At 59.8% G+C, this 23,170-nt stretch carries 15 protein-coding genes; 6 read left to right on the plus strand and 9 right to left on the minus strand.

Annotated elements, in window-relative coordinates; all coding sequences use genetic code 11:
• Nucleotides 1-29 precede the first annotated feature (29 nt).
• On the minus strand, nucleotides 30-1,202 hold the full coding sequence (locus HCG46_RS09650) for a pyridoxal phosphate-dependent aminotransferase (RefSeq protein ID WP_168685971.1): 1,173 nt from the start codon (nucleotides 1,200-1,202) through the stop codon (nucleotides 30-32).
• A gap of 274 nt (nucleotides 1,203-1,476) precedes the next feature.
• Between HCG46_RS09650 and HCG46_RS09655 the strand changes: the two genes are divergently transcribed.
• Nucleotides 1,477-4,998, plus strand: coding sequence for a PAS domain-containing hybrid sensor histidine kinase/response regulator (locus tag HCG46_RS09655; protein ID WP_031269641.1), 3,522 nt, complete (start codon nucleotides 1,477-1,479; stop codon nucleotides 4,996-4,998).
• A gap of 44 nt (nucleotides 4,999-5,042) precedes the next feature.
• Here HCG46_RS09655 and HCG46_RS09660 read toward each other — a convergent pair whose 3' ends face one another.
• Nucleotides 5,043-7,535: an EAL domain-containing protein gene (locus tag HCG46_RS09660; RefSeq protein ID WP_168685973.1), complete on the minus strand. Its 2,493-nt coding sequence runs from the start codon at nucleotides 7,533-7,535 to the stop codon at nucleotides 5,043-5,045.
• Nucleotides 7,536-7,800: 265 nt separating this feature from the next.
• Entirely contained in the window at nucleotides 7,801-8,484 is a 684-nt protein-coding gene (locus tag HCG46_RS09665; RefSeq protein WP_023001759.1) for a response regulator transcription factor, read from the minus strand.
• 455 nt (nucleotides 8,485-8,939) lie between these two features.
• Between HCG46_RS09665 and HCG46_RS09670 the strand changes: the two genes are divergently transcribed.
• Nucleotides 8,940-9,809, plus strand: a complete 870-nt coding sequence (locus HCG46_RS09670) for a thioesterase family protein (RefSeq protein WP_023001760.1) — start codon at nucleotides 8,940-8,942, stop codon at nucleotides 9,807-9,809.
• Nucleotides 9,810-9,890: 81 nt separating this feature from the next.
• Here HCG46_RS09670 and HCG46_RS09675 read toward each other — a convergent pair whose 3' ends face one another.
• On the minus strand, nucleotides 9,891-10,433 hold the full coding sequence (locus tag HCG46_RS09675) for a hypothetical protein (protein ID WP_208984445.1): 543 nt from the start codon (nucleotides 10,431-10,433) through the stop codon (nucleotides 9,891-9,893).
• Between the two features lie 164 nt (nucleotides 10,434-10,597).
• Complete coding sequence (locus HCG46_RS09680; RefSeq protein ID WP_168685975.1) at nucleotides 10,598-12,253, minus strand: cisplatin damage response ATP-dependent DNA ligase; 1,656 nt, start codon at nucleotides 12,251-12,253, stop codon at nucleotides 10,598-10,600.
• A gap of 394 nt (nucleotides 12,254-12,647) precedes the next feature.
• On the opposite strand from HCG46_RS09680, the gene HCG46_RS09685 reads away from it, so the two are divergent.
• On the plus strand, nucleotides 12,648-14,765 hold the full coding sequence (locus tag HCG46_RS09685; protein ID WP_168685977.1) for a DEAD/DEAH box helicase: 2,118 nt from the start codon (nucleotides 12,648-12,650) through the stop codon (nucleotides 14,763-14,765).
• A 47-nt stretch (nucleotides 14,766-14,812) separates the two neighbouring features.
• Here the strand turns inward: HCG46_RS09685 and HCG46_RS09690 are convergent, their stop codons facing one another.
• The 4 genes from HCG46_RS09690 to HCG46_RS09705 form a co-directional block, all read right to left on the minus strand.
• Nucleotides 14,813-16,216, minus strand: coding sequence for a right-handed parallel beta-helix repeat-containing protein (locus tag HCG46_RS09690; RefSeq protein WP_168685979.1), 1,404 nt, complete (start codon nucleotides 16,214-16,216; stop codon nucleotides 14,813-14,815).
• Entirely contained in the window at nucleotides 16,209-16,652 is a 444-nt protein-coding gene (locus HCG46_RS09695) for a DUF4440 domain-containing protein (RefSeq protein ID WP_023001766.1), read from the minus strand. The genes HCG46_RS09690 and HCG46_RS09695 overlap by 8 nt, the downstream gene beginning before the upstream one ends.
• Nucleotides 16,653-16,704: 52 nt before the next feature.
• Complete coding sequence (locus tag HCG46_RS09700; RefSeq protein WP_168685981.1) at nucleotides 16,705-17,727, minus strand: ligase-associated DNA damage response exonuclease; 1,023 nt, start codon at nucleotides 17,725-17,727, stop codon at nucleotides 16,705-16,707.
• Nucleotides 17,728-17,819: 92 nt separating this feature from the next.
• Nucleotides 17,820-18,743 carry a DUF4189 domain-containing protein gene (locus HCG46_RS09705; protein WP_168685983.1) on the minus strand — a complete coding sequence of 308 codons (924 nt, stop codon included), beginning with the start codon at nucleotides 18,741-18,743 and terminating at the stop codon, nucleotides 17,820-17,822.
• Nucleotides 18,744-18,862: 119 nt separating this feature from the next.
• Here HCG46_RS09705 and HCG46_RS09710 point away from each other — a divergent pair, with 119 nt between their 5' ends.
• The 3 genes from HCG46_RS09710 to HCG46_RS09720 are packed head-to-tail and all read left to right on the plus strand — an operon-like array spanning nucleotide 18,863 to nucleotide 23,105.
• The gene (locus tag HCG46_RS09710; protein WP_168685985.1) at nucleotides 18,863-21,367 is read left to right on the plus strand and encodes a ligase-associated DNA damage response DEXH box helicase; all 2,505 of its coding nucleotides are present in this window, start codon (nucleotides 18,863-18,865) and stop codon (nucleotides 21,365-21,367) included.
• The gene (gene pdeM, locus HCG46_RS09715; protein ID WP_023001770.1) at nucleotides 21,364-22,101 is read left to right on the plus strand and encodes a ligase-associated DNA damage response endonuclease PdeM; all 738 of its coding nucleotides are present in this window, start codon (nucleotides 21,364-21,366) and stop codon (nucleotides 22,099-22,101) included. The genes HCG46_RS09710 and pdeM overlap by 4 nt, the downstream gene beginning before the upstream one ends.
• 50 nt (nucleotides 22,102-22,151) lie before the next feature.
• Nucleotides 22,152-23,105, plus strand: coding sequence for an AraC family transcriptional regulator (locus tag HCG46_RS09720; RefSeq protein WP_168685988.1), 954 nt, complete (start codon nucleotides 22,152-22,154; stop codon nucleotides 23,103-23,105).
• Nucleotides 23,106-23,170: the final 65 nt, after the last annotated feature.

The raw sequence follows: 23,170 nt of genomic DNA on the forward strand, positions 1-23,170 counted from the left end.
TTCCCGTAGGCCAGCAACCCGTCAGGGCTCTAAATCTCTGGTATCCAAGTGCTAATTCGACGCACTGCTTCCTCCAGGTGATCCTCGCGCCGGGCATAGCATAACCTTAGGTGATGTTCACCGCCCTTGCCGAACGCAGTGCCCGGCGCAAGACCCACACCTGTCTGGCGAACAAGGTCCAGCGCAAAGTTGCGTGTGTCCGTGACGCCCTCAATGGAAAAGAAGAGATAGAACGCGCCGTCGGGCGGCAGCACCTTCACGCGGTTAAGGCCCTGCAATCCCTTGAGAACACAGTCACGCCCCTTGCGAGCACGTGCGACCTGCTCCTGCAGGAACGTGCGCCCTTCGGTCAGGGCGGCAACGGCGCCCCACTGCGAAAAGGACGGAACACCCGACGTGGAATACTGGATCAGGTTTTCAAACACCTGGCCAAGTTCCGGCGGCGCCGAGATCCAGCCGACCCGCCACCCGGTCATTGCCCAGTTCTTGGACATGGAATTCACGAAGATGATGCGGTCGTCTTCTTCGGCTATATCGTAGAAGGAGGGCGAACGCTCCCCTTCCCCGTAATAGAACAGTGCATAGATTTCGTCCGCGATGATCCAAAGGTCATGCTTTCGCGCGAGATCCAGAAAAGCCTTCAAGAGGTCTTCGCTTGCAACCCATCCGGTCGGGTTGCAGGGCGAGTTCAGGAAGAGAGCGGTCGTCTGCGGCGTGATCGCTGCTTCGACGTCCTCAATGGCCAGCCGCCAGCCGTCGCCCTCCTCCCGCATCGGCACACTGACCGAACGCGCCCCGTGAATTTCGATGGCAGCCGATATGTTCGGCCAGGACGGCGTCGGCACGATCACTTCGCGCCCGGCTCCTGCAACCGCCTGCACGGCGAGTTGAATGGACTGCATGCCCGATCCGGTCACATAGAATCGTTCCGGCGAGAAAGGCTTGCCGTAAAGATCCTGATGATAGGCCGCCAGTGCCTCGCGCAGCTGCGGGATGCCGCGCTGGTATGTGTAGAACGTCTCGCCCCGGTCGAGCGACGCTTTTGCGGCTGCGCGGATGAACTCGGGCGTCGGCAGATCGCCTTCGCCTGCCCAGAGCGGGATCAGATCTTTCCGGTCACGTCCGGCATTGAAAACTTCGACGATACCGCTTTCAGGTGCGGTTCTGGCTTCCGGGCTCAATCGCTCGATCAGGCTGGTCACGTGGCAGATCCTTCATTGTCAATTGGCGCCACCTTATCGGGTTTGCTTGCCAATGTTCCATGAAAGGATGTGAAGAAGACTTCACCGAAGGTGATCAATTCACATACCTTGGGAAAGCCTTGAAAGCAGATCAGTCGCAAGGCGAATAGACAGATCGATTTGGCTGTGGTCGGATCGGACAAGGCAGCGTAAGGGGTTGCCGGGAAACAGGTTCGAGCCGGCCCGACAAGAGGCCGACGGAACCCATGCCGCTCGGGAGGACGGTTACCAGATCATGCTGCATGGATGGCTCGTGATACTGGCCGCAACGGCCTACATCCTGTGCTTGTTCGCCATCGCCAGCTTCGGCGACCGGATGCCGCGCCGGTATTCGTCGCGTACGGGCGGCCGCCCCTTCATCTACGCCCTGTCGCTCTCGGTCTATTGTACCTCCTGGACCTTCTACGGCTCAGTCGGCAATGCCAGCCGGACGGGCATAGAATTCCTGACCATCTATATCGGCCCCTTGATTGTTTTCGCGCTCGGTTATCCGCTGCTGCAGCGGATTATCCAGATCTCCAAGACAGAAAGCATCACGTCGATCGCCGATTTCATCGGCGCGCGGTACGGCAAGAGCCAGTCGGTCGCAGCACTTGCCACACTGATTGCGGTCATTGGCGTCATTCCGTACATCGCTCTGCAGCTGAAAGCCGTGTCGCTGTCGATCACCACCATGATCGGCCCGCTGATTTCCCCCGGTGACATCTTCACGCCGGTGTTCGATGACGTCACCCTGCTGATCGCCCTCGGCATGGCCATCTTCAGCTGGGCGTTCGGGACAAGACACATTGACGCGACGGAGCACCAGGAAGGGCTGATGCTGGCGATCGCAGCCGAAGCGGTAGTCAAGCTCATTGCCTTTCTCGCGGTCGGCTTCTGGGTCACCTACTCGCTTTTCGACGGCCCGGTCGACCTGATCCGTTCCATCTCGGAAGCGCCTGAAGTCGCGCAAATTTTCGAAAAACCGCTGAACATCGGCAACTGGCTCGTCATGTCGTGCCTGTCGGCCTTTGCGGTGCTCTTGCTGCCGCGCCAGTTCCACGTCACGGTGACGGAGAACAATTCAGACGCCGAGCTGCGCCGCGCGACATGGATGTTTCCGCTCTATCTGGTGCTGATCAACCTGTTCGTGATCCCGATTGCAGCTGCCGGCCTGCTGCGCTTCGGACAGGACGTCAATCCGGATACCTTCGTTCTGGCCCTGCCCATAGACGCCGGACATCCGTGGCTTGCCCTCTTTGCCTTTATCGGAGGCCTTTCGGCGGCAACAGCCATGGTCATCGTGGCGACGGTTGCGCTGGCCATCATGATTTCCAACGACATCGTTGTTCCGCTCCTGCTGCGCCGGCACAGCGAGGACGACATCGTCAACATCGGCGGCCAGGACATGAGCGACCGGCTGCTCACGATCCGCCGCCTCGCCATCTTCGGCATCCTTCTGCTGGCCTATGCCTACTACAAGGCGGCCGGCAATACCGCGGCGCTCGTTTCCATCGGGCTTCTGTCCTTCGCCGCAATCGCCCAGTTCGCTCCCGCTTTCGTCGGCGCCCTCTTCTGGCGCCGGGCCACGTCTCTTGGGGCCATCGCCGGGCTGAGCGGCGGCTTTGTCTTCTGGGCCTATACGCTGCTGCTACCGACCTTCGCCAAATCCGGCCTGATTTCCGACGGTTTCCTGGAAACCGGCCCGTTCGGCATTAGCGAACTGAACCCGCAAGCCCTGCTCGGGATCACCATGGATCCGTTTATCCATGGCACCCTGTGGAGCCTATTCGTCAACATCGTCCTGTTTGTAGGCGGCTCCTTCCTGAGAAAGCCTCTGCCTGCGGAAACCCTTCAGGCAAACGTCTTCGTACCGGCCGAGTTCGCACCCTCCCCCAGCCTGCGTTACTGGCGTACGTCCGTTACCGCCGGAGACTTGCAGGCAACCGTCGCGCGCTATCTCGGCGAAGAGCGGACGGCCCGTTCGTTCCGGCGGTTTGCGAGCGAACGAGGTATCGAACTCGATCCGAAAACTTTGGCGGACGCCAACCTGCTGCGCTTTTCCGAGCAGCTTCTGGCAAGTGCCATTGGCGCGGCCTCGTCGCGCCTTGTGCTGACCTTGATGCTCAAGCGGCACGACCCGTCGACCAAAGGCGCAGTGAAGCTGCTCGACGACGCCTCCATCGCCATTCAGTACAACCGCGACCTGCTGCAGACGGCACTCGATCAGGTGCGCCAGGGCATCGGAGTGTTCGACCGGGATCTGCGTCTGATCTGCTGGAACAGGCAGTTCCGCGACCTGCTGGGACTGCCTGCCGAATATGGTCAGGTCGGCACCACACTGGATGCGATCCTGCGTTTCAACGCGGAACGGGGCGAGCATGGCCCCGGGCCTGTGGAAGCGATCGTCGCCGACCGGATCGAGAAGCTGGTGCTGATCCAGGAAACCTTTCAGGAAAAACTGGAATCAAGCGGAGCGGTGTTCGAAGTCCGCATCAGTCCGATGCCCGACGGCGGCATCGTGACCACCTATACAGACATCACCGAACGGGTTCTGGCGGAAGAAGCGCTCGCCCGCGCCAACGAGACGCTGGAACGCCGGGTCAGGGAACGCACGGAAGAACTCACCCACGTCAACGAGCGCCTGGTGGAGGCCACCCACGCCGCGGAAGAAGCCAATATCGGCAAGACCCGTTTCCTGGCAGCGGCCGGGCATGACATCCTGCAGCCTCTGAATGCCGCCCGTCTTTACGCCTCGGTTCTGGTCGACAAGCTTAAGGACGGTGACGACGGCTCGCTGGTCCGCAATGTGGAAATGGCGCTGGAATCGGTCGAGGACATTCTCGGCGCCGTCCTCGATATTTCCAGGCTCGACACCGGCGCCCTGAAACCGGAACCGACGGTCTTCCGGCTGGACGAACTGCTGCGCGGTATCGATCTCGATTTCCAGCCTGTCGCCAAGGAAAAGGGGCTGGAACTGCGGATCGTGCCGACGTCCCTTTCGGTGCGGACAGACAGACGCCTTATGCGGCGCCTGCTGCAGAACCTCGTTTCGAACGCCTTGAAATACACTCAGTCAGGCCGCGTCCTTGTGGGGTGCCGCCGACGCGGCAATCGGGTGATCGTGGAAATTCACGACACCGGCATGGGCATCCCGAAAAGCAAGCAGAAGGCGATTTTCCAGGAGTTTCACCGGCTGGATGACGGCATGCGCGTTGCCAAGGGGCTGGGGCTAGGCTTGTCCATTGTCGAGCGCATCAGCCACGTTCTGAACCACCCGGTTGAACTCCGCTCGGAAGCCAACAAGGGCTCGTGCTTCTCGGTCGAACTGCCTCGTTCCGCGGACATGCCCGATCTCGTTCCCATTCCGCAGGCCCCAACCATGGCTGGCCAGCTTGATGGTCTGTGCGTTGTGGCCATCGACAACGAGCCGGACATCCTGAGCGGCATGCGCCACCTGCTGACGAACTGGAACTGCAAGGTGATTGCAGCTGCCGATGACGTGGAGGCGGCAAACGAGCTCAGCAAAGCCGGCCTGACGCCGGACGTCATACTGGCGGACTATCACCTCGACAATGGGACCGGTATCGAGGCGATCTTGAAACTGAGATGGAAATTCGGTCGCCAGATCCCCGCGATCCTGATCACCGCGGACCGAAGCCGGCCTGTGCGCACGGAAGCCGAGGAAAAGGACATCGCCTTCTTCAACAAGCCGTTGAAACCAGCTGCCCTGCGTGCCCATCTGGCCCGCTGCCAGGCAGGCCAGGCGGCCGAATAAGCCGCGTTGGAGCCCGGGATCCGGACGTTGTCGGCACAAATGCATCAGGAAGCGGAGCGGAGCGCTCCAGGGTTCTTCGGCGCGGTGCTCGGCGAACGGTCCTGCCAGTCTTCCCTGCGTATCTGGGCGACCCGCATCGGATTGGGATCCGGCTTGCCGAAGTAATAGCCTTGCATGGTGTCGCAACCGAGCGTGCGCAAAGCATCCACCTGAAACTGGCGCTCCACGCCTTCTGCCGTGACTTCCAGACCAAGGTTATGCGCAAGTGCAATGACTGCAGAGATGATCGCCAGACCGTCGCTGCGTTCGCCGATCTCATCGACGAAGGATTTGTCGATCTTGATCTTGTCGAACTTGTAGTGCCGCAGATACGAAAGAGACGAATAGCCCGTGCCAAAGTCATCCAGCGCGATGCGGATACCAAGGTCACGCAATTTCTGCAGCTTGATCGATGCTGTGCCGAAGTCGCGCAAAAACACGGATTCGGTGATTTCCAGGACAAGGCGTTCCGGCGGGAACCCCGTTTCCTGCAGCACGGTCAGGATCTGTTCCACCAGATTTGGATCCATGAACTGGACCGGCGACAGGTTGACCGCAACGCTCTCCAGTTCAGGACATTGGGCTGCTGCTGCACAGGCTTTCCTCAGAACCCAGCTGCCGAGCGGCAGTATCAGACCGGCGTGTTCGGCAATCGGAATGAACACGTCCGGCGGCACCTCACCACGCTCGGGATGCAGCCAGCGGAGCAGGACCTCGCTGGACACCACCTTGCCGGACCGGGCGTCCACGATCGGCTGAAAATCGACATTGAGCTTGCCATATTCGAATGCTTCGCGCAGATCCGATTCCAGTTCGCGGCGTTCGCGGACCTCACGCTCCATGTCCTGCTCGAAGGCGAGCGACCGTCCCCGGCCACCTTCCTTTGCCTTGTAAAGCGCAATGTCAGCCTTGCGCATCAGATCGTCGACAGTGTCCTTGCTGTCGCACAGACGGGTGAACCCGACGGTGGCACCAATGGCGAAGTCGCGACGGCCTATCCGGAAAGGCTTGCGTGTCACGGCAACCAGTTCTTCGGCAAATGCAAGAGCGGCCTGATCGCTGACGAAACGGCCGAGCGCGGCAAATTCATCGCCACCGAAACGCGCGAGCATCGTTCTGCCTTCGCCAAGGGCGGTAAACCGGCTTGCGACCTGCCGCAGAAGTTCATCCCCTGCCGGGTGGCCGCTGGTATCGTTCACGACCTTGAAATTGTCGAGGTCAATGAGGAAGAGCGTCAGCGTGTTCTGGCCATTCTGGCTTTGCTCTTCCAGTTGCGCCTCGGCCTGTTTCAGGAACCAGCTCCGATTGCCGATCCCCGTCAGGGAATCGTGCTCGGCCAGGTGTGAAACAAGGGCGCTTGCCCTGCGAGCTTCGGTGATGTCGGAAGCAACACCGCGGTAACCGGTAAAGGAACCATGGTCGTCGTAGACCGGACGTGCTGCCAGGGACCACCAGCGCTCCTCGCCGTTCACGTCCACCCCGATGACGATTTCGCGGAAGGCCTGCTGACGCTTCATGGCGTTTTCCAGCCTGGTCACGGCAGACCGCGCATCGTTCTCGTCCAGGGAATAGGCCAGATCGACCATGCGCATGGTTTCCAGTTCCGCCCGGTCCCGGCCACTGGCATGTAAAAACCGGTCGGAAATCGAATGCAGATTACCGTGGCTATCCGATTTCCAGAGCCAGTCGCTGGACTTTTCCTCGAACTCGTTCAGCAGCAGGGCGATCAGTTCACCGCGTTGTTCCAGCTCGGCTTCGGCAAGGAAATGGGAGGCAAACAGCCAGCCTGCCGAAGCAACGCTGCCGACCACCACCAGCGTGTAGCTGCTCAACAGGAAGACCAGCGGCCACAGCTCCGCGCTGCGTCCGATTGCGAACGATACAAGCGATGCAAGGAAAAGGATCGCGACCCAGCGAAAGGCTGCCTGCGGCACGGTTGCCAGCGTAAAACCGCCACCACACAGCATGCCGGTGGTAACGCAGGAGGCAATCCAGATGCCGTCCGGATCGCCATAGCCGAATGCGGCAATTGGAACGACCGCCCAAAGGCCACTGAAAATCGTCGCGTGCAAGACCGCCTTGTTCAGAGATCGCCGCGAGGCAAGATGAATAGGCGACCTGTTCGCTTTCAACCACTTGAACAGGGTGTAGGCAAGAAAAGCTCCAATAGCCGCAATCCAGACCGCAATGAAACTGAACGGCATGAAGTGCTGAAACGCGAGCGTAATGACGATTACGTTGACGACGTTTGCCAGCACGATAAAGGGCGTCAGGCGCGCGATACTTGCGATCTGCGCTGCACGTACCTTGCGGGCGAGGAGTTCGTCGACCACCGGGTGACCGAACGCGAGCATGAAGGCGCGAACAGGATTGCTTTCCTGCTGTCCGGTCTGCGTGTCCGCGTCAGACTGGAAGTCCACCTTGAGCTGACGACCGGGCAACACGAAGGCCATGCCGATCGTCTTGAAGATCAGTCGCCAATTGAAGCTGGACCGCATTTTCTCTCCGGGTGGCTACTCGCACTCTGCGTGGCAGCGCCCCGCAGCAATGACGGTTACAGCCATTCCCTGAAATTACGGTAAAAACGGTGGTCTGGATTCCGCTATGTTTTTGCAATCCTGACTGGAAAGCTCGACCTCAAGGCCTACAGAAATTGCATCCAGGCAGTTCTCTCTCAGCACGCAAAGCAGAAAACGGTCTCACGCATTGGAGACCGTTTCCAGGTGGAGCCGCCGGAAAGCAACGTGGCGCGTGTGCCTGGCCTCACTGGGCCTGGGCAGCCTCGGCGGTTTCGCCGCCAACCTGCCACTGCCCGGCCTCGATCTTGGACGCTGCAATAACGGCCTGGGTTCTGCTTTCCACGCCAAGCTTTTGCAGGATCGCGGATACATGGGCCTTTACGGTCGCTTCCGAAACGGACAGTTCGTAGGCAATCTGCTTGTTCAGAAGACCTTCGGACAGCATCATCAGAACACGAACCTGCTGGGGGGTAAGCGTTGCAAGGCGCTGGACCAGATCGCCGCTGCCATCGTCAGCGGCAAGGTCGACATCCGGCGGGGTCCACATGTTGCCGGACATGACCTCCGAAATCGCCTCACGGATGACATCGATCCCGTGAGACTTCGGAATGAAGCCGGAAGCTCCGAATTCAACCGCGCGCCGGATGGCCTGCGGATCTTCATTGGCCGAGACCACCACCACAGGAACGCCGGAATATTGGGCCCGCAGGTACATAAGCCCGGAAAAACCGCGCATGCCGGGCATGGACAGATCAAGCAGGATGAGATCGACTTCGCCATCCTGTTCCAGCTTGGCCGTAACGTCCTCCAACGCACCGGCTTCCTCGATCACAGCATCGGGGTATTGTGTTTCGAGCGTTTGACGCAGAGCACCCCGGAACAGGGGATGATCATCCGCGATGATGAACCGATACGATGTCGCCGACACGTTGTTATTCCTCCCTCAACGGTCCGTTTGGCCCGCAGGTTCCGCCAGAGCCATGCGTCGCAGTCATCCTGCACCCGCTCGCTTCTTGATTTTATGGCGAAGCCCCGTTGTTGCGGCCATTGTGAAGTATGTTTGCAACATGGGTTACGCGCAAGTCAAACCATGCTTTTGACCAACACTCCATGTTCACGCGCTGCGCATTCGCTGTTGGCACGGCAAATAGGCTGCCTTTACGCGCAAGAAAAATAGTCAAGTTAGAACCACCGACAAAAACAACCTTAAGTTTAAATCACGCCGCCGCAGTTGATCTTTTCATTTTACCCGCTTCCTCAACGTTGCCTGAACTAATTTTCCAGAATCTACATTTCTTGTTGATAATCAATGCAAAGACAGCAACAAATGACCTGTCCAATACACATCACATAATCAAAAATCACTGAGTGCACGAAGCAATTATGACAATTCAGGCAACGCTGTTTTCATTTGTGAACCGTTGGGAATGTGACGAAAACGATCATCTGAACGTCCAGTTCTACTTCAGCCGCTTCGAGGAAGCAGATCGCCAGTTCCGGCTAATGACCGGCTTGAGCGAAACCGTCGTGGGGGCTCGCCGGGTGCGCCACGTGCGCTACCACAAGGAGATGCGTACGGGGGACCTGATCACGGTGCACTCCAGCATCGCCTTCGACGGCCCGCATATGCTCACTGTCATTCACGAAATGCGCGACGCCGCCACAGGAACGCTTTCGGCAACAGCTCTCGACGGATATGAGCCGAGCGCCAGCGCCGCGAAGACCTTGCGCCAGCGCTTCCGCGACTTCCAGACGCCAATGATTGCAGAGGCCGGACCAAGGGGGATTTCCGCCGGACCGGCAAATGCACGCGCAACGCTTGCGGCCCTGCAGTCGAAAGGCGCCCAGATCGTCTACCGGGGAACCGTTTTGCCCCGCGATATCGGTCCAGACGGCAAGGCCGACGACAGATTTGCCCTGTCCTGCTGCACGGACGGCGTAGCCCATGTCTGGCAGCGTACGCCGATGACACACGCCTATCTGACGGAAAACGGTTTCGGCCGGGTGGCCGTTGAAATGAAGCTGACCTGGATCACACCGCTGAAGACCGGCGACGCAATGCTGGTGGTTTCCGGCTTTACCGGCGTCAATCCAAAGACCTTCTCGATGCGCCATCACCTGTTTGAAACACGGACGAACCGTCTCGCCGCCGTCCTGGATGTTGTCGCGCTGACGATGGATCTGACCAGGCGTGTTGCCGTGGAACAGCCGGATGAAGCCTATCAGAGCATCAACAAGATGCTGATCGACTGACGTCTCCCGGCCAAGGAACTTTGCCGGACACAGCGTGCCCCTGGCAGGGACACGCTGTTTTTTTATCCTGACTTCAGGCGATCAGTTGGCTTCGCCTTCGAAGTCCTTCTGCAGATCGCGAACCATGCCAAAGAAACGACGCATGGCGCTTTCTGTGAAAGTCAGAACCTTTTCCAGTTCCTCATCTTCCTCGGTTGTCGATGGGCTGCGTCCGCCCTGACTGGAGCCGGGTGCTTTTGGGCGATCAAGTGCGGAACCGGGTGGCAATTGCTTGTCGGACTTTACGCCATTGCCTTCCAGCTCCTCCACACGGGCTGTCAAGCGATCCACTTCACCGGCCAGCTCGTTGATTTCAGCAAGATAGGCATCTTCTGCCAGCGGCACCGGATTGCAGCGCCAGGCGTCGCTCTGCTCCTTGCAAATGGAGACGGTCCCGTTCTGCCGGTCCACCCTGAGGATATCCTCATCCACCCTGACCAGGGAAAAGCGGTCCGCCTGTCCCTTTGTCACTGCGTCTGCGGTTTCAGGGGCGACACTGTCCTGTGCGACAGCTGCCGGGGCCAGAAGAACGGCCACGGCCAGCCCGCGGACCACGGGAGCCAGATATTTGTTGCGGATCGTCATATTGCCTCTCCGGTTGCCGGCCTCGCGCTTTCGCGCCCCAGGCATTTCAGTTGAAACAGGGGCACAAGCGTCTGGCCGTTTGTATCTTGCCATGGGTGCCATATTTCCATGGCCAAAGCACGACTTAAGGGCGGGTTTTCAAAAGCGAGTTGTCGAACACCGAATTACCCTTCTTCGCCTGGCAACATTGCCTGAAGCGTTTCCAGCCTGTCGGCCTCGGCTGCCGGCTTGTCCCAACGCAGCCTGGAAATGCGAGGAAAACGCATGGCAACGCCGGACTTGTGCCGTGTGGACCGGTTGAGCCCTTCAAAGGCGACCTCCAGCACAAGCCCCTTTTCAGCGCTATGAACGACTTCCCTCACCGGTCCGAACCGGTTGATGGTGTTGTTGCGCACATAGCGGTCGATTTCACGCAATTCCTCATCGGTAAAGCCGAAATACGCCTTGCCGACCGGAACCAGCTCGGCTCCCGCCTCCCCGTCACGCCAGACACCGAAGGTATAGTCGGAATAAAAGGATGAGCGTTTGCCGTGGCCGCGCTGCGCATACATCAGCACGGCATCGATCAGGTAGGGTTCCCGTTTCCACTTGAACCACAATCCCTTCGGCCGGCCGGTGACATAGGGCGCATCCCACCGCTTCAGCATCAAGCCTTCAACGGCATCGGCGTCGGCAGAAGGCAGATGGGCATGGGGATCGGCGCGCGCGGAGGTGATTTCCTCCCATCCGGTTACCTTCACCATGGGCGACAGATCGATGCTTCCCTCCGGCAATCCGGTAATAAAGCTTTCAAGCGCCTTGCGCCGTTCTGCAAACGGCAGCTCCCTCAAATCGGTTCCGCCGACACTGAGCAGGTCGTAGGCACGGATCGCTGCCGGGTATTCGCGGATCAGCTTTGGCCCGGCGGTCTTGCGGTTGAGGCGTTTTTGCAGATCTGCAAAAGGACGCACCTGACCGTCCGACACCACAAGCAATTCGCCATCAATGCAGGCATCGAATGTCAGCAAATCCAGAATATCGGGAAAGGCCCTGGATATGTCTTCACCGGTCCGGCTGAACAGGCGGCGTACGCGGTCGCCATGCTCTGTCAGACCGGCTGCCGCCTGAACGCGAATTCCGTCCCATTTCCACTCGACCGCAAAGTCCTCCGCGTTCAGCAGCTCCGTGTCCTTGTCCTCGTCCAGGGGGTGCGCCAGCATTACCGGCCGGAATGGTGCGGGATCGGACGTTTGCGGTTGTCCGCTCAGTCCTTCCGCCCAGGCGAACAGTGCTTCATAAGGTGGCTCCAGACCGTGCCAGACCTCCTCCACTGAAGCAACATCCAGTCCACCGAGCTTTGCCACGGCCGTTTTCGCAAGGCGCGCAGATACCCCGACGCGCAAACCGCCCGTCACCAGTTTCAAAAGGGCCCATCTGCCGGTCTCATCCAGCGTGTCCAGCCAGTCGGTCAGCAAACCGGGCACTTCGCTCTTTCCGGCCCCTTCCAGCCGCTTGACCACTTCGGACAGGCTGGGAGCAGCTTCTTTCAGGGCAACCTCTCCGTTTGCAGCCTGCGGCCACATCAACGCAATAGTTTCGGACAGGTCACCAACAAAATCATAGGAAAGCGCAAACAGCTCCGGGTCCGTCCGCTCGCCGATCAAAGCCCTGAGCAGGGCCGGTTTGGCGTGTTTGAAACTCAACCCACCTGTCAGTGCGGCCAGGGCAAAGCCCCGGTCCGGATCCGCGACCTCCTGGAAATAACGGATCAGGAGCGCTTCCTTGGCGAGGCGCCTGGGTTCCAGCGAAAGCCGGTCGAGCAGATGGGAAAAAGCCAGCATAAGCGCTATACGAACCGCGAAAGCGCCCGGACTGCAAGCCCTTACGTCATAGATCAAAAATTCAGCTTATCATCTCAATGCGGGCTGAAAGCTAACACCGGCTCTAGGCCGAGTTCATTTCAGCTACGGCAGAAGAGAATTGGTCAATGCCCCACAAGATGACCGGATACGAGGAACAATAGTTTGCTTGTGTCATCGCTCGGGACCTGGCGCAATGTGTAAAATCACTGCAGTTTTTGCCAGTGCACCACTTTCACGCCTGAAAAATGCGGGATGGACGACAAGGAAAAATGCCTGTATAAGCCGCGGCCATCCATGGGCCGATAACTGGATGGCCCTATCCGGTAGACTGCTGACTGGCATGCAGAAGATCCGGAGCAGTTGAAAGATTTCTATGACCGATTTGACTTCTCTCGCCCCGGCGCTGAAGGCCGCGCTGGCGAAACGTGGCTATGAAAACCTCACCTCCGTGCAGGAAAGCGTTCTAAGCGACGCTCCGCCGGAAGCCGACCTTCTGGTATCTGCGCAGACCGGGTCCGGCAAGACCGTTGCCTTTGGCCTCGCACTCGCCCCGACGCTGCTTGACGGCCAGGACAGCCTCGGCCAGGCAGGCGCTCCCATTGCGCTGGCCATTGCACCGACCCGCGAACTTGCCCTTCAGGTGAAGGAAGAACTGACCTGGCTTTATAATGAAGCCGGCGCCGTAACGGCCTCTTGTGTCGGCGGCATGGACCCGCGCACCGAACGGCGGACACTGGAACGCGGTGTTCATATTGTCGTCGGCACGCCTGGCCGCCTGCGCGATCATATCGAACGTGGCGCATTGGACCTGTCGGAAATCAAGGCTGTCGTGCTCGACGAAGCCGACGAGATGCTCGACATGGGCTTCCGCGAAGACCTGGAATTCATTCTGGATACCGCGCCGCAGGACCGGCGCACGCTGATGTTCTCAGCAACGGTTCCGAAGCCGATTGCAGAACTCGCCAAGCGCTTCCAGAAGGATGCCGTTCGCCTGTCGACCATCAACGCTCGCGAACAGCACGGCGATATCGACTACGTTGCGCATCCGGTTGCTCCGAACGAGCGCGAAAACGCCATCATCAACGTGCTGCGCCAGCATGAAGCGGAAAAGGCAATCGTCTTCTGCTCGACGCGTGAAGCTGTCAGCCGGCTGACATCGCGCCTCGCGAACCGCGGTTTCTCCATCGTGTCCCTTTCCGGTGAACTCAGCCAGGAGCAGCGCTCCAGCGCACTGGCCGCAATGAAGGACGGCCGCGCCCGTGTGTGTGTGGCAACTGACGTTGCTGCACGCGGTATCGACCTGCCGAACCTCGATCTGGTGATCCACGCCGACCTGCCGACAGGCAAGGCCGCCCTGTTGCACCGCTCCGGCCGTACGGGCCGTGCCGGCCGCAAGGGCACCTGTGTGCTGATGGTTCCCTTCCCGCGCCGCCGCCAGGCAGAGCGCGTGCTGCATTTTGCCGGCATCACGGCGACCTGGAAGGGTGCTCCGACCGCAGACGACATCCGTGCCAAGGACAAGGAACGGCTTCTGGCCGATCCCGCACTCAAGGTGGAACTGGAAGAAGAAGAACTGGCGATCGCGAACGAGCTGCTTGCGCTTCACAGCCCGGAACAGCTTGCTGCCGCCTTCGTCAAGCTGCGTCAGTCGCGTCTGCCCGCACCCGAAGAAGTCTCCGATCTCGATGAGACCTCGCTTCGAGGCAGGGACGCCGGCTCGCGCGGCGGTCGCAACGCGGAAATCACCGGCAAGTTCGAAGACGGCATCTGGTTCTCGCTGTCGCTCGGCCACCGCCAGCGCGCAGAACCGCGCTGGATCCTTCCGATGATCTGCCGTGCCGGTCACGTCACCAAGAAGGAAGTCGGCGCGATCAAGATCTTCCAGAACGAGCTCTACTTCGAAATCGCCGGCAGTCATGGCCAGCGCTTCGCCGATGTGGTCAAGCGCGAAGGCACGGGCGAGGAAAATGCCACCATCACACTGCTTGATGCACGTGGCGGCAAGATCCCTGCCCCGCCGAAGGAAGACGGCTTCCGCCGTGACCGGTCCGACCGTTCCGGCCCGCCCAAGCGCCGTCCACGTGGTGCAGATGCACCGGATTATGAAAGCCTCGGTGCCGAAGACAGCATGAAATCCGGCCGGCCGAAGCGCGAAGGCAGAGGCAAGTTCGACGGTCCCAAAGGCAAATTCGACGGGCCGCGCGGCAAGTTTGACGGACCTCGTGGCAAATCCCGCCGCCGGTCCGGTGACGACGATTTCGTGCCGCACCACCCTGCCTACGAGCCTCTGAACACCAAGGACCTGGCTCGCGACCTCGACGGCGGCGACCGTGCTCCCAAGCGCAAGGAACGTGCCGCGGATGGCCCGGACGGCGACCGGCGCAAGCCGCGGACCCGGTCGGCTGCCAACTCCGCGCCGCCAAAGAAAAAGGCCGCAAAGAAAAACAAGCCGTCGCGCGCCGAGCGCAAGGCCTCGAAAACAAAGCCCTGACAGAAAGCCGGTGACCCGTGTCACCGGCTTTTTTCATTTGAACCGGTCTAGGTCTGTCCCGTCTTGCAGGTATCCGGCGCAGGCACGGATGAACCAGCATCGGGCTGGACGATGACAGTGTCCTTGTGCTCGTCATCGACCAGAAAGCTGTTCTGCAGGAAGCTACGCGACGAGGGCGAGGCATTCTTGTTGCCTTCTATCACTGTTCCCTCTATCGGCCGGTTCAGCATTTTTGCCCGGAACGGACTGCCGAGATAAAGGTATTCGAAGTCTCCCAAAAACAGATTGTCCCGGACCGTGTTACCGTCGTCCTCGATCCGGATGCCCGTGACAAGGTTCTCGAAGCAGTTGTCCTGGTACGTGTTGTCTTCGGCGAAATCCTCGTAAAGGTGCAGCTCCATCGGAAACGGCCATCTGGGAGCAAGCGCGTTCTTGTCGACAAAACCGGCGATGAGTTCCGGGTTGAAGTGATACCCCAGAAAAGTGTCGGACTGCCCCCATGGGCGGTCGCCCATCATCGGGGCCAATGAAACCGGACTGTCGTAAGGGCTCTTGTCGCCGCAGTCCCACATCACCAGGTCGCGCGCCTGGCGCGAGGCAACCCAGATGCCGATGTCCATGTTCCGAAAGACATTGCCGCGGATGACATTGCCGTCCGATCCTTGCAGGCGCGGTCGGCTTTCCGGGTTGGTGGTGTGGAACTCCCAACAGTTCTTGTAGTGAAAGATTCCGCCGAAAGCGTTGCTGTCGAAGATGTTGTTCTCGATCAGATTGTACGCGGATCCATCCACGGACAGGCCTTCGCGGCGGGTCGGTCCGATGCGCCGGATGCCCTTGTTGGTGAAGAGGCCATTGTTGCGGATCAGATTGCCGGAAACGACGTTCTTCTGCGACCCATGCTCCAGATAGATGCCGACATGGTGACCATCGGCAACGATGGAATTACGGATCGTCGCGCCGACGACGTAGTGATCGACAAAGACGCCTGTCATGTAGGACTTGGTGATGGTCAGATGGTCGAGAACAACCCCTTGGGACGAATTTGCCCTCGCCTCGTCCCGCGCCGCCGCGTCATCCGACGGCGTTTGACCTTCAATCAGGATGCCACCGGTATCGTCGAGGCGACAATCGCGAATGGTGATGTTTTTCAGGCCTGGCCGAATGGTAATGCCGCGCCGGTGCATGCCCGTGATGGTGCCACCGCGGCAATCCAGCAGGATGTTGTCGGAGGAGATGACGACCGGTTCCGTATAACGGCAATCGGTCTCCAGCAACACCTTGCCAGGCGTCATCTCCGGAAGTGTGCAGGCTCGCAAGGTTTCCGATGCTGGCGTCAATGCCCCATAGATAGCCCGCGTTTCGCCCGCTGCGGTTCCCGACAGAACCGAAAGCAGGCAAAGGATCGGCAGCAGGGCAAGGCACCCTGCCCTCCGGCCTGTCGTTCTATTCATTGACGATGCAGGCAATAACCCAATCCGCTCCGTCCTGGATAAGCTGATAATGGCAGGTGAACTCGAACACGGCTTCGCCGTCCGCCGTTTCCTGGCTCCAATCGAGGGTCACCAGTGCGACCGAGCCGCTCACGTGGCTGGATACGACGTGAAAGTCCGAATGGGACACGCCTTCCTTCTCCAAGGCCTGAAGGAGCGCTTCGATGTTCTCGATCAACTCTTCGTCGTCGTTGAAGACATGCCCCTTCTCGTGCTGCCAGATGATGGTCGGCAGGGCGAAGCAGTCGCAGATCCTGTCGATGTCATAATCGTTGAAGCCGGCCTGATAGTCGTCAAAGAGCTGTGCAATCGCCTCTTCGGCTTCGCCGTTGGCACCAGCCCCGGCGCCGTTTGTCTGGCCGTTGCCGGCACCTGCAAATTCACCGTCGTCCGCCATGACTGCCTCTCCCCCAAAAGGAAATAAATGCCGCAATTTCGCGTGGGCCGGATCAGCCTTCTGCGGCCCGCGCAACGTCGGCGTCCTCGCCGTCGTCATAGCCTATCATATTGAGCGGGCGGGCGTTTCGTCCATTCAATTCGCACCAGTGGACAAGTGCCTCCTCCGCGCCATGGGTCACCCAGATCTGCTCGGCACCCGTTTCCAGAATGGTGCGGCAAAGGTCGTCCCAGTCGGCATGGTCGGACAGGATCAGAGGCAACTCTGCCCCTCTTTGACGCGCCCGCGCCCGAACACGCATCCACCCCGAGGCCATTGCCGCGACCGGGTCGCCGAACCGGCGGGACCAACGGTCCGAAAGCTGGCCGGGCGGACACATGACGATTTCACCGGCAAGCTCCTTGCCGCGCTGGCCGACAGGTTCGACATCGCCAAGTTCGATCCCCTGGCTTCGGTAATAGGCCGTCAACTTCTCCAATGCGCCGTGAAGGTAGACCGTCTTTTGGTAACCGGCCGCCCGCAATTCTGCGAGAACACGTTGCGCCTTGCCGAGCGCATAGGCACCGACCAGATGGGTCTGCTCCGGAAACAGCTCCAGCGACGACAGCAGCTTGGCAATCTCCTCTCGCGCCGGGGGATGACGAAACACCGGCAGGCCGAAGGTCGCCTCGGTAACGAAGGTATCGCAGGGAACCACTTCGAAAGGCGCGCAGGTCGGGTCTGCCTGCCGTTTGTAGTCTCCCGATACGACGGTTCGCCGCCCGGCAGATGACAGCAGAACCTGTGCAGAGCCAAGTACATGACCTGCAGGGTGCAGCGAGATCTCGACATTCCGAAGCCTCAACGTCTCGCCATATCCGATCGCCTGCGCCGATCCGCAGAAGTTCTCGCCATAGCGGATTGCCATGATGTCGAGGGTCTGGCCCGTTGCCAGCACCGCGCCATGACCCGAACGCGCATGATCTGCGTGGCCATGCGTGATGACCGCCTTTTCGACCGGGCGGACGGGGTCGATATGGACACCTGCTTCAGGACAATAGAGGCCTTCGGGTGTCAGCGTCAGTAGATCGGACATCCGTCGCTAGATAGGTCTGATTTGCGGATCTGCCATGGCCATGCGGCGAAAAGGTCGCATGGCCATGGCGTCGTGATTCACTGGCAAGTGGCTCACTGACAATAGGAATACTCGATACGGCAGCCGCTTGCGCCGCTGTTCGAGCACCAGCCCATGGCAAAGTTCATCGCTGCCTGCTCGCTGTCGCCAGCGCCAATACCGTTGCTGGAAGGCGAAACAGCCAATGCATGGCACCTTGCCTGGGTGGCGTCCGCAATCCGGCATTGATTGTTGCCGCAATATTGCATGGCGAATTGTTCCGCGGCTGCCCTGGTGGGGGCAGCTCCATGACCAAAGGCTCCACCAGGTGCCAGGGCAAACGCCATCCAGCCACCACCGAGTTGCTGAGCCACTTTCGTGGCCGGCTGCGCAGACGCCTGCGCACCACAAGCTTGATCGACACCGGCAATCTTCGAGCCGTTGGAACACATGATTCCGCCCCACTGGAAACCGCGCAATCCGCTGTCGGCCACAACTTCAAACCAGTCGTAGCCGTCCATTCGAACACCACTGTTTTTCAGGATGGTGACCCAGGTCCCCTCCGAAAGGCTGCCGACCTGCGCGAAATTCGTTCCCGGACCTGCGCGCAACTTGCCCCCTCGAGATTGGCCCTGGAGATTCAATTGCGTTTCATTTTTTCCAACAGCGTTGCTTGCCTGGCTCTGCCCGATCGAATCTGGCACCGCTAATTCGCAGTTATGCGACACATCGCCAAGCCAGAGTTCAGGAACGGCTTTAGCCCGCTCAAAAGAGATTTCCTCGTCATCGTTGAAGTAACCACCCCGCCCGTCCGGTACCAGGATTGTCTTGCCGTTGATATCCTCGAGAATTGCGCGTCCCTCTTCCGGGATCGTTTCAATGAAGACGAACTCATTGCCGAGCTTGCAACGGTAATTGAGGCTTTCCGAAGCATTTGCGCTTCCACCTGCACAAAGAACGGTTACTGACAAAAGTCCCATAAATACCAATGTTTTCAATAGAACCTCCCTTAGGTCATATTCGCGCAGAATTGACCAAAGGTCACCTGAACACAAGCTGAACAATCAAGGAACATTCCCCCTCGCCTTTCACCCATCCCTGGCCTAAAACCAAAGCCATGGACGTGCAGTTGCTACCAAACAGATTCCAAAGCTGGTTTGCCTCGCGGGGATGGGCTCCAAGGCCCCATCAGCTGCAACTGATCGATCGTCTGCAACAGGGCCATTCCACCCTACTGATTGCGCCTACGGGTGCCGGGAAGACCCTGGCAGGCTTTCTGCCCAGCCTGGTGGAACTGGAAGCGCGAGGAAAGCGCAAACCCGGTTCCGCGGGCAATGGCATCCACACACTTTACATCTCGCCGCTGAAGGCACTTGCGGTCGATATTGCCCGCAACCTGGAGGCTCCGGTTTCGGAAATGGATCTTGCCGTCCGGCTGGAAACCCGCACCGGTGACACGCCCTCTCACAAGCGTCAGCGGCAAAAGCTCAATCCACCGGACATTCTGCTGACCACGCCGGAACAGATTGCCCTGCTTCTGTCGGATCCAGCCTCGGCACGGATGTTTGCCTCGCTTCGAACCGTTATTTTGGACGAGTTGCATGCGCTGGTGACCTCCAAGCGTGGCGACCTCTTGGCACTTGGCCTGGCACGGCTGAGGCGTCTTGCCCCGAACCTCAGGACCATAGGCCTGTCGGCGACTGTCGCCGAACCGGATGACCTGCGCGCCTATCTTGTAGATCAGCCCGACCCGGACGGCCGGGCGCTGTCTCATGTCGTTGAGGTCGCCGGTGGCGCCAAGCCCGACATCTCGATCCTGGAGAGCGAAGAACGCGTTCCCTGGTCCGGCCACTCGTCGCGTTATGCCATTGCCGACATCTACAAGCTGATCAAGGCACACAACGTATCGCTGCTGTTCGTCAACACGCGCAGCCAGGCCGAAATGGTGTTTCAGGAACTCTGGCGCATAAACGACGACACGCTGCCGATCGCGCTGCATCATGGCTCGCTTGATGTCGGCCAGCGGCGGAAAGTCGAAACGGCCATGGCCACCGGTGCCCTGAAGGCGGTGGTTGCCACCTCTTCGCTGGATATGGGCATCGACTGGGGCGATATCGATCTGGTGGTCAATATCGGCGCGCCGAAAGGGGCCAGCCGCCTTGCCCAGCGGATCGGCCGTGCCAACCACCGCATGGACGAACCTTCCAAGGCGGTTCTCATTCCTTCCAACCGGTTCGAGGTGCTCGAGTGTCAGGCGGCCCTTGCCGCGTCGATGCGCGGTGATCAGGACACGCCGCCGCTGCGCCAGGGCGCGCTGGACGTGCTTGCCCAGCATCTGCTCGGCCTTGCCTGCGCAGACCCGTTGGATGCAGTAGATGTCTTTAATGAAATACGGTCCTCTGAAACCTACAGGCATCTCGACTGGGAGACGTTCGAGCGGGTGCTCGATTTCGTCGCTACCGGCGGCTACGCACTGAAAAGCTACGATCAATATGCCAAGCTGCGGAAAGGCCAGGACGGGCTTTGGCGGATTTCCCACCCGAAGATCGCGCAGCAATACAGGCTCAACGTCGGCACCATCGTCGAAGCCCCGATGCTGAAGGTGAGGCTGGTGCGCTCCAAGGCCGCGGGGCGAAGAACACCCGTCGGCCGCGGCGGGCGTGTTCTGGGTGAGATGGAAGAGTATTTTCTGGAGCAGATGGCGCCAGGCGACACGTTTCTTTTCGGCGGCGAGGTGGTGCGTTTCGAGGGCATCCGCGAAAACGAGGCCTATGTCTCGCGCACCACATCGGACAATCCGATGATCCCGTCCTACATGGGCGGAAAGTTTCCGCTCTCCACCTATCTCGCTGAAGGCGTCCGCACGATGCTGGCAACACCCGAGAGCTGGAAGGCGCTGCCCGAACAGGTGCGCGACTGGCTGAACATCCAGAGGGAGAAATCCGTCCTGCCTGCAAGGGACGGTTTGCTGGTGGAGACGTTTCCGCGCGCCAACAAGCACTACATGGTCTGTTATCCGTTCGAGGGACGACTGGCGCACCAGACACTTGGCATGCTGCTGACCAAGCGTCTGGAGCGGCTGGGTGCGAACCCGCTCGGCTTCGTCGCCAACGACTATGCGCTTGCCGTCTGGGGCCTCGGAGACCTGTCTCTGCTGTTTTCTTCCGGCAGAATTCCTCTCGACCGATTGTTCGAGGAAGACATCCTCGGCGACGATCTCGATGCCTGGCTCGCCGAATCCAGCCTCATGAAACGTACGTTTCGTAATTGTGCCGTCATTGCCGGTCTGATCGAACGCCGCCATCCGGGGCTGGAGAAGTCGGGCCGGCAGGTAACCGTATCTTCGGACCTGATCTATGACGTGCTGCGAGCCCATGAACCAGACCACATATTACTCAAGGCAACCTGGAACGACGCCGCCGAAGGACTTTTGGATATCTCGCGTTTGGGGGAACTTCTTGCCCGGATCCGAGGACGAATCACGCATACTGAACTTCCGCACGTCTCTCCCCTTGCCGTGCCAATTCTCCTGGAAATAGGGAAGGAACCGGTCTACGGGGAGGCCATGGACACGCTGTTGGCAGAGGCAGCCGAAGAACTCGTACTGGAGGCTATGGAATGAGTGCCCTGACATCCCATTTGCGCAAATATGCTGCTGCGCCGGTATGTCATGACATTCAGATCAATGGCCAGCTGGTCGGTCTGCACGACAGCGGGATCTTGTGGTGGCCGGACGAGTCCACCCTGATCGTCGCGGATCTCCATCTTGAAAAAGGGTCCAGCTACGCCCGGCGCGGCGTGATGCTTCCGCCCTATGACACCGGAGCAACGCTGGAGAAACTTGCCGGCGTAATCGATGCCTTCGATCCGGCTTGCGTCATTTGCCTTGGAGACAGTTTCCACGATCCCGACGGCTCCGACCGGTTGCCAGCGCCCTACCGCGCGATGCTGACGACCCTTCAGCTCGGCCGTGAGTGGATCTGGGTGACGGGAAACCACGATCCGATTGCACCGGTGCGCCTGTGCGGTGTAACGGTTGACGAAATCACCATCGGCCCGCTGACCTTCCGGCACGAACCAATCGAGAAGGTCGGTTCCACGTCGACCGCAGGAGAAATCTGCGGACACCTGCATCCGGCCGCCCGTGTGCGCCGCTTCGGCCGTTCGATCCGGCGGGCCTGCTTCGTGACCGATGGCACCCGTCTTGTCCTGCCCGCCTTTGGCGCGTTGACCGGCGGGCTCAATGTCACCGATGAAGCCTATGGCATGCTCTTCCGGCGACGGCAGTTTTCCGTTTTCATGCTCGGTAATGACCGCCTGTTCCCCTTCACTGCCAGCCGTCTGGTCGGGGACTGACACTTCATCTGCCGCTTGTGCTCATGGCTGACGTTGGCTAAGCCAGAGCTATGCTGACGAATTCTCCCGTACAAGCTTGCCACTCCGTCCATACCGACAATGCTTCGCCAGCAATCGCCGCACTGAGTGATGCCGTTCGGAAGTTTGCGAAAACGGAAGGGGTCACTCCGTCCCCACTCGGCTCCGTCTGGGCTTTGAAACTATCGGAATGCCTTCCCTATCACCGTGGCCGGAACAAGGGACTTTCCGTCGCCGTTGCCGTCTCCGGGCTGAAGCGCGTTTGCCTGGGTGACAAGCAGATCGTCAATGACCCCGGCCACGTGATCGCGTTTCATGGTGACACTTCTTACAGCGCAGTTGTCGAGGGCACACCGGCAAAGCCCTATCTGGCCCTCAAACTGCAATTGTCACCTGAGCTGATTGCTCAAACACTGGTTCGCCTTGCCGAAACCGATGCCCATGCGTCTTCCCCGGCCAAAGGCGCGCTTATCTCCTGTGAACCGCTGGACGATGAACTTGCCGGTTCGCTGCTGCGCCTCGTCACCTCTTTTCGGGATCCAGCCGACTGCAATGTTCTGGCACCGCTGTGCCTGCAGGAAATCTGTTACCGGATCCTGCGGTCCAACGCCTTTGGCGTCTTGAGGACCCTGGTCAGTGCAAGGGATGAAAGGCTGGTCAAGGCCTTGCGTTATATCGAGACCCATGCGGCACGACCGGAGCTGACGATTGCCGAAATTGCAGCCGAAGTTGCCATGAGCCCCTCCCATTTCGCACATGGTTTCTCTGCTCTGTTCGGTCAGTCCCCGCTTCAATACCGCAAGCAGGTACGTCTCGACCGCGCCCGGCAACAGCTACTGACGTCAAACGCCAGCGTGGCCCGTGCAGCCGAAGCTGCCGGCTATGCAAGCACGTCCCACTTCACGCGTGATTTCAAATCCGCTTTCGGCATGGCTCCGCGCCAATATGCCGAAACTCTGGACCCTCCTCGCCAGAACGGTACTTGAGGAAAGTTCCGCAGGATCGGGCAGCCGTTCAGCAGGAATGGATCTGTCGCCAGCTACCTTGGCTG

Origin of the sequence: Labrenzia sp. PO1, assembly GCF_012273635.1 — a bacterium.
Taxonomy (GTDB): Bacteria; Pseudomonadota; Alphaproteobacteria; order Rhizobiales; family Stappiaceae; genus Roseibium; species Roseibium algicola.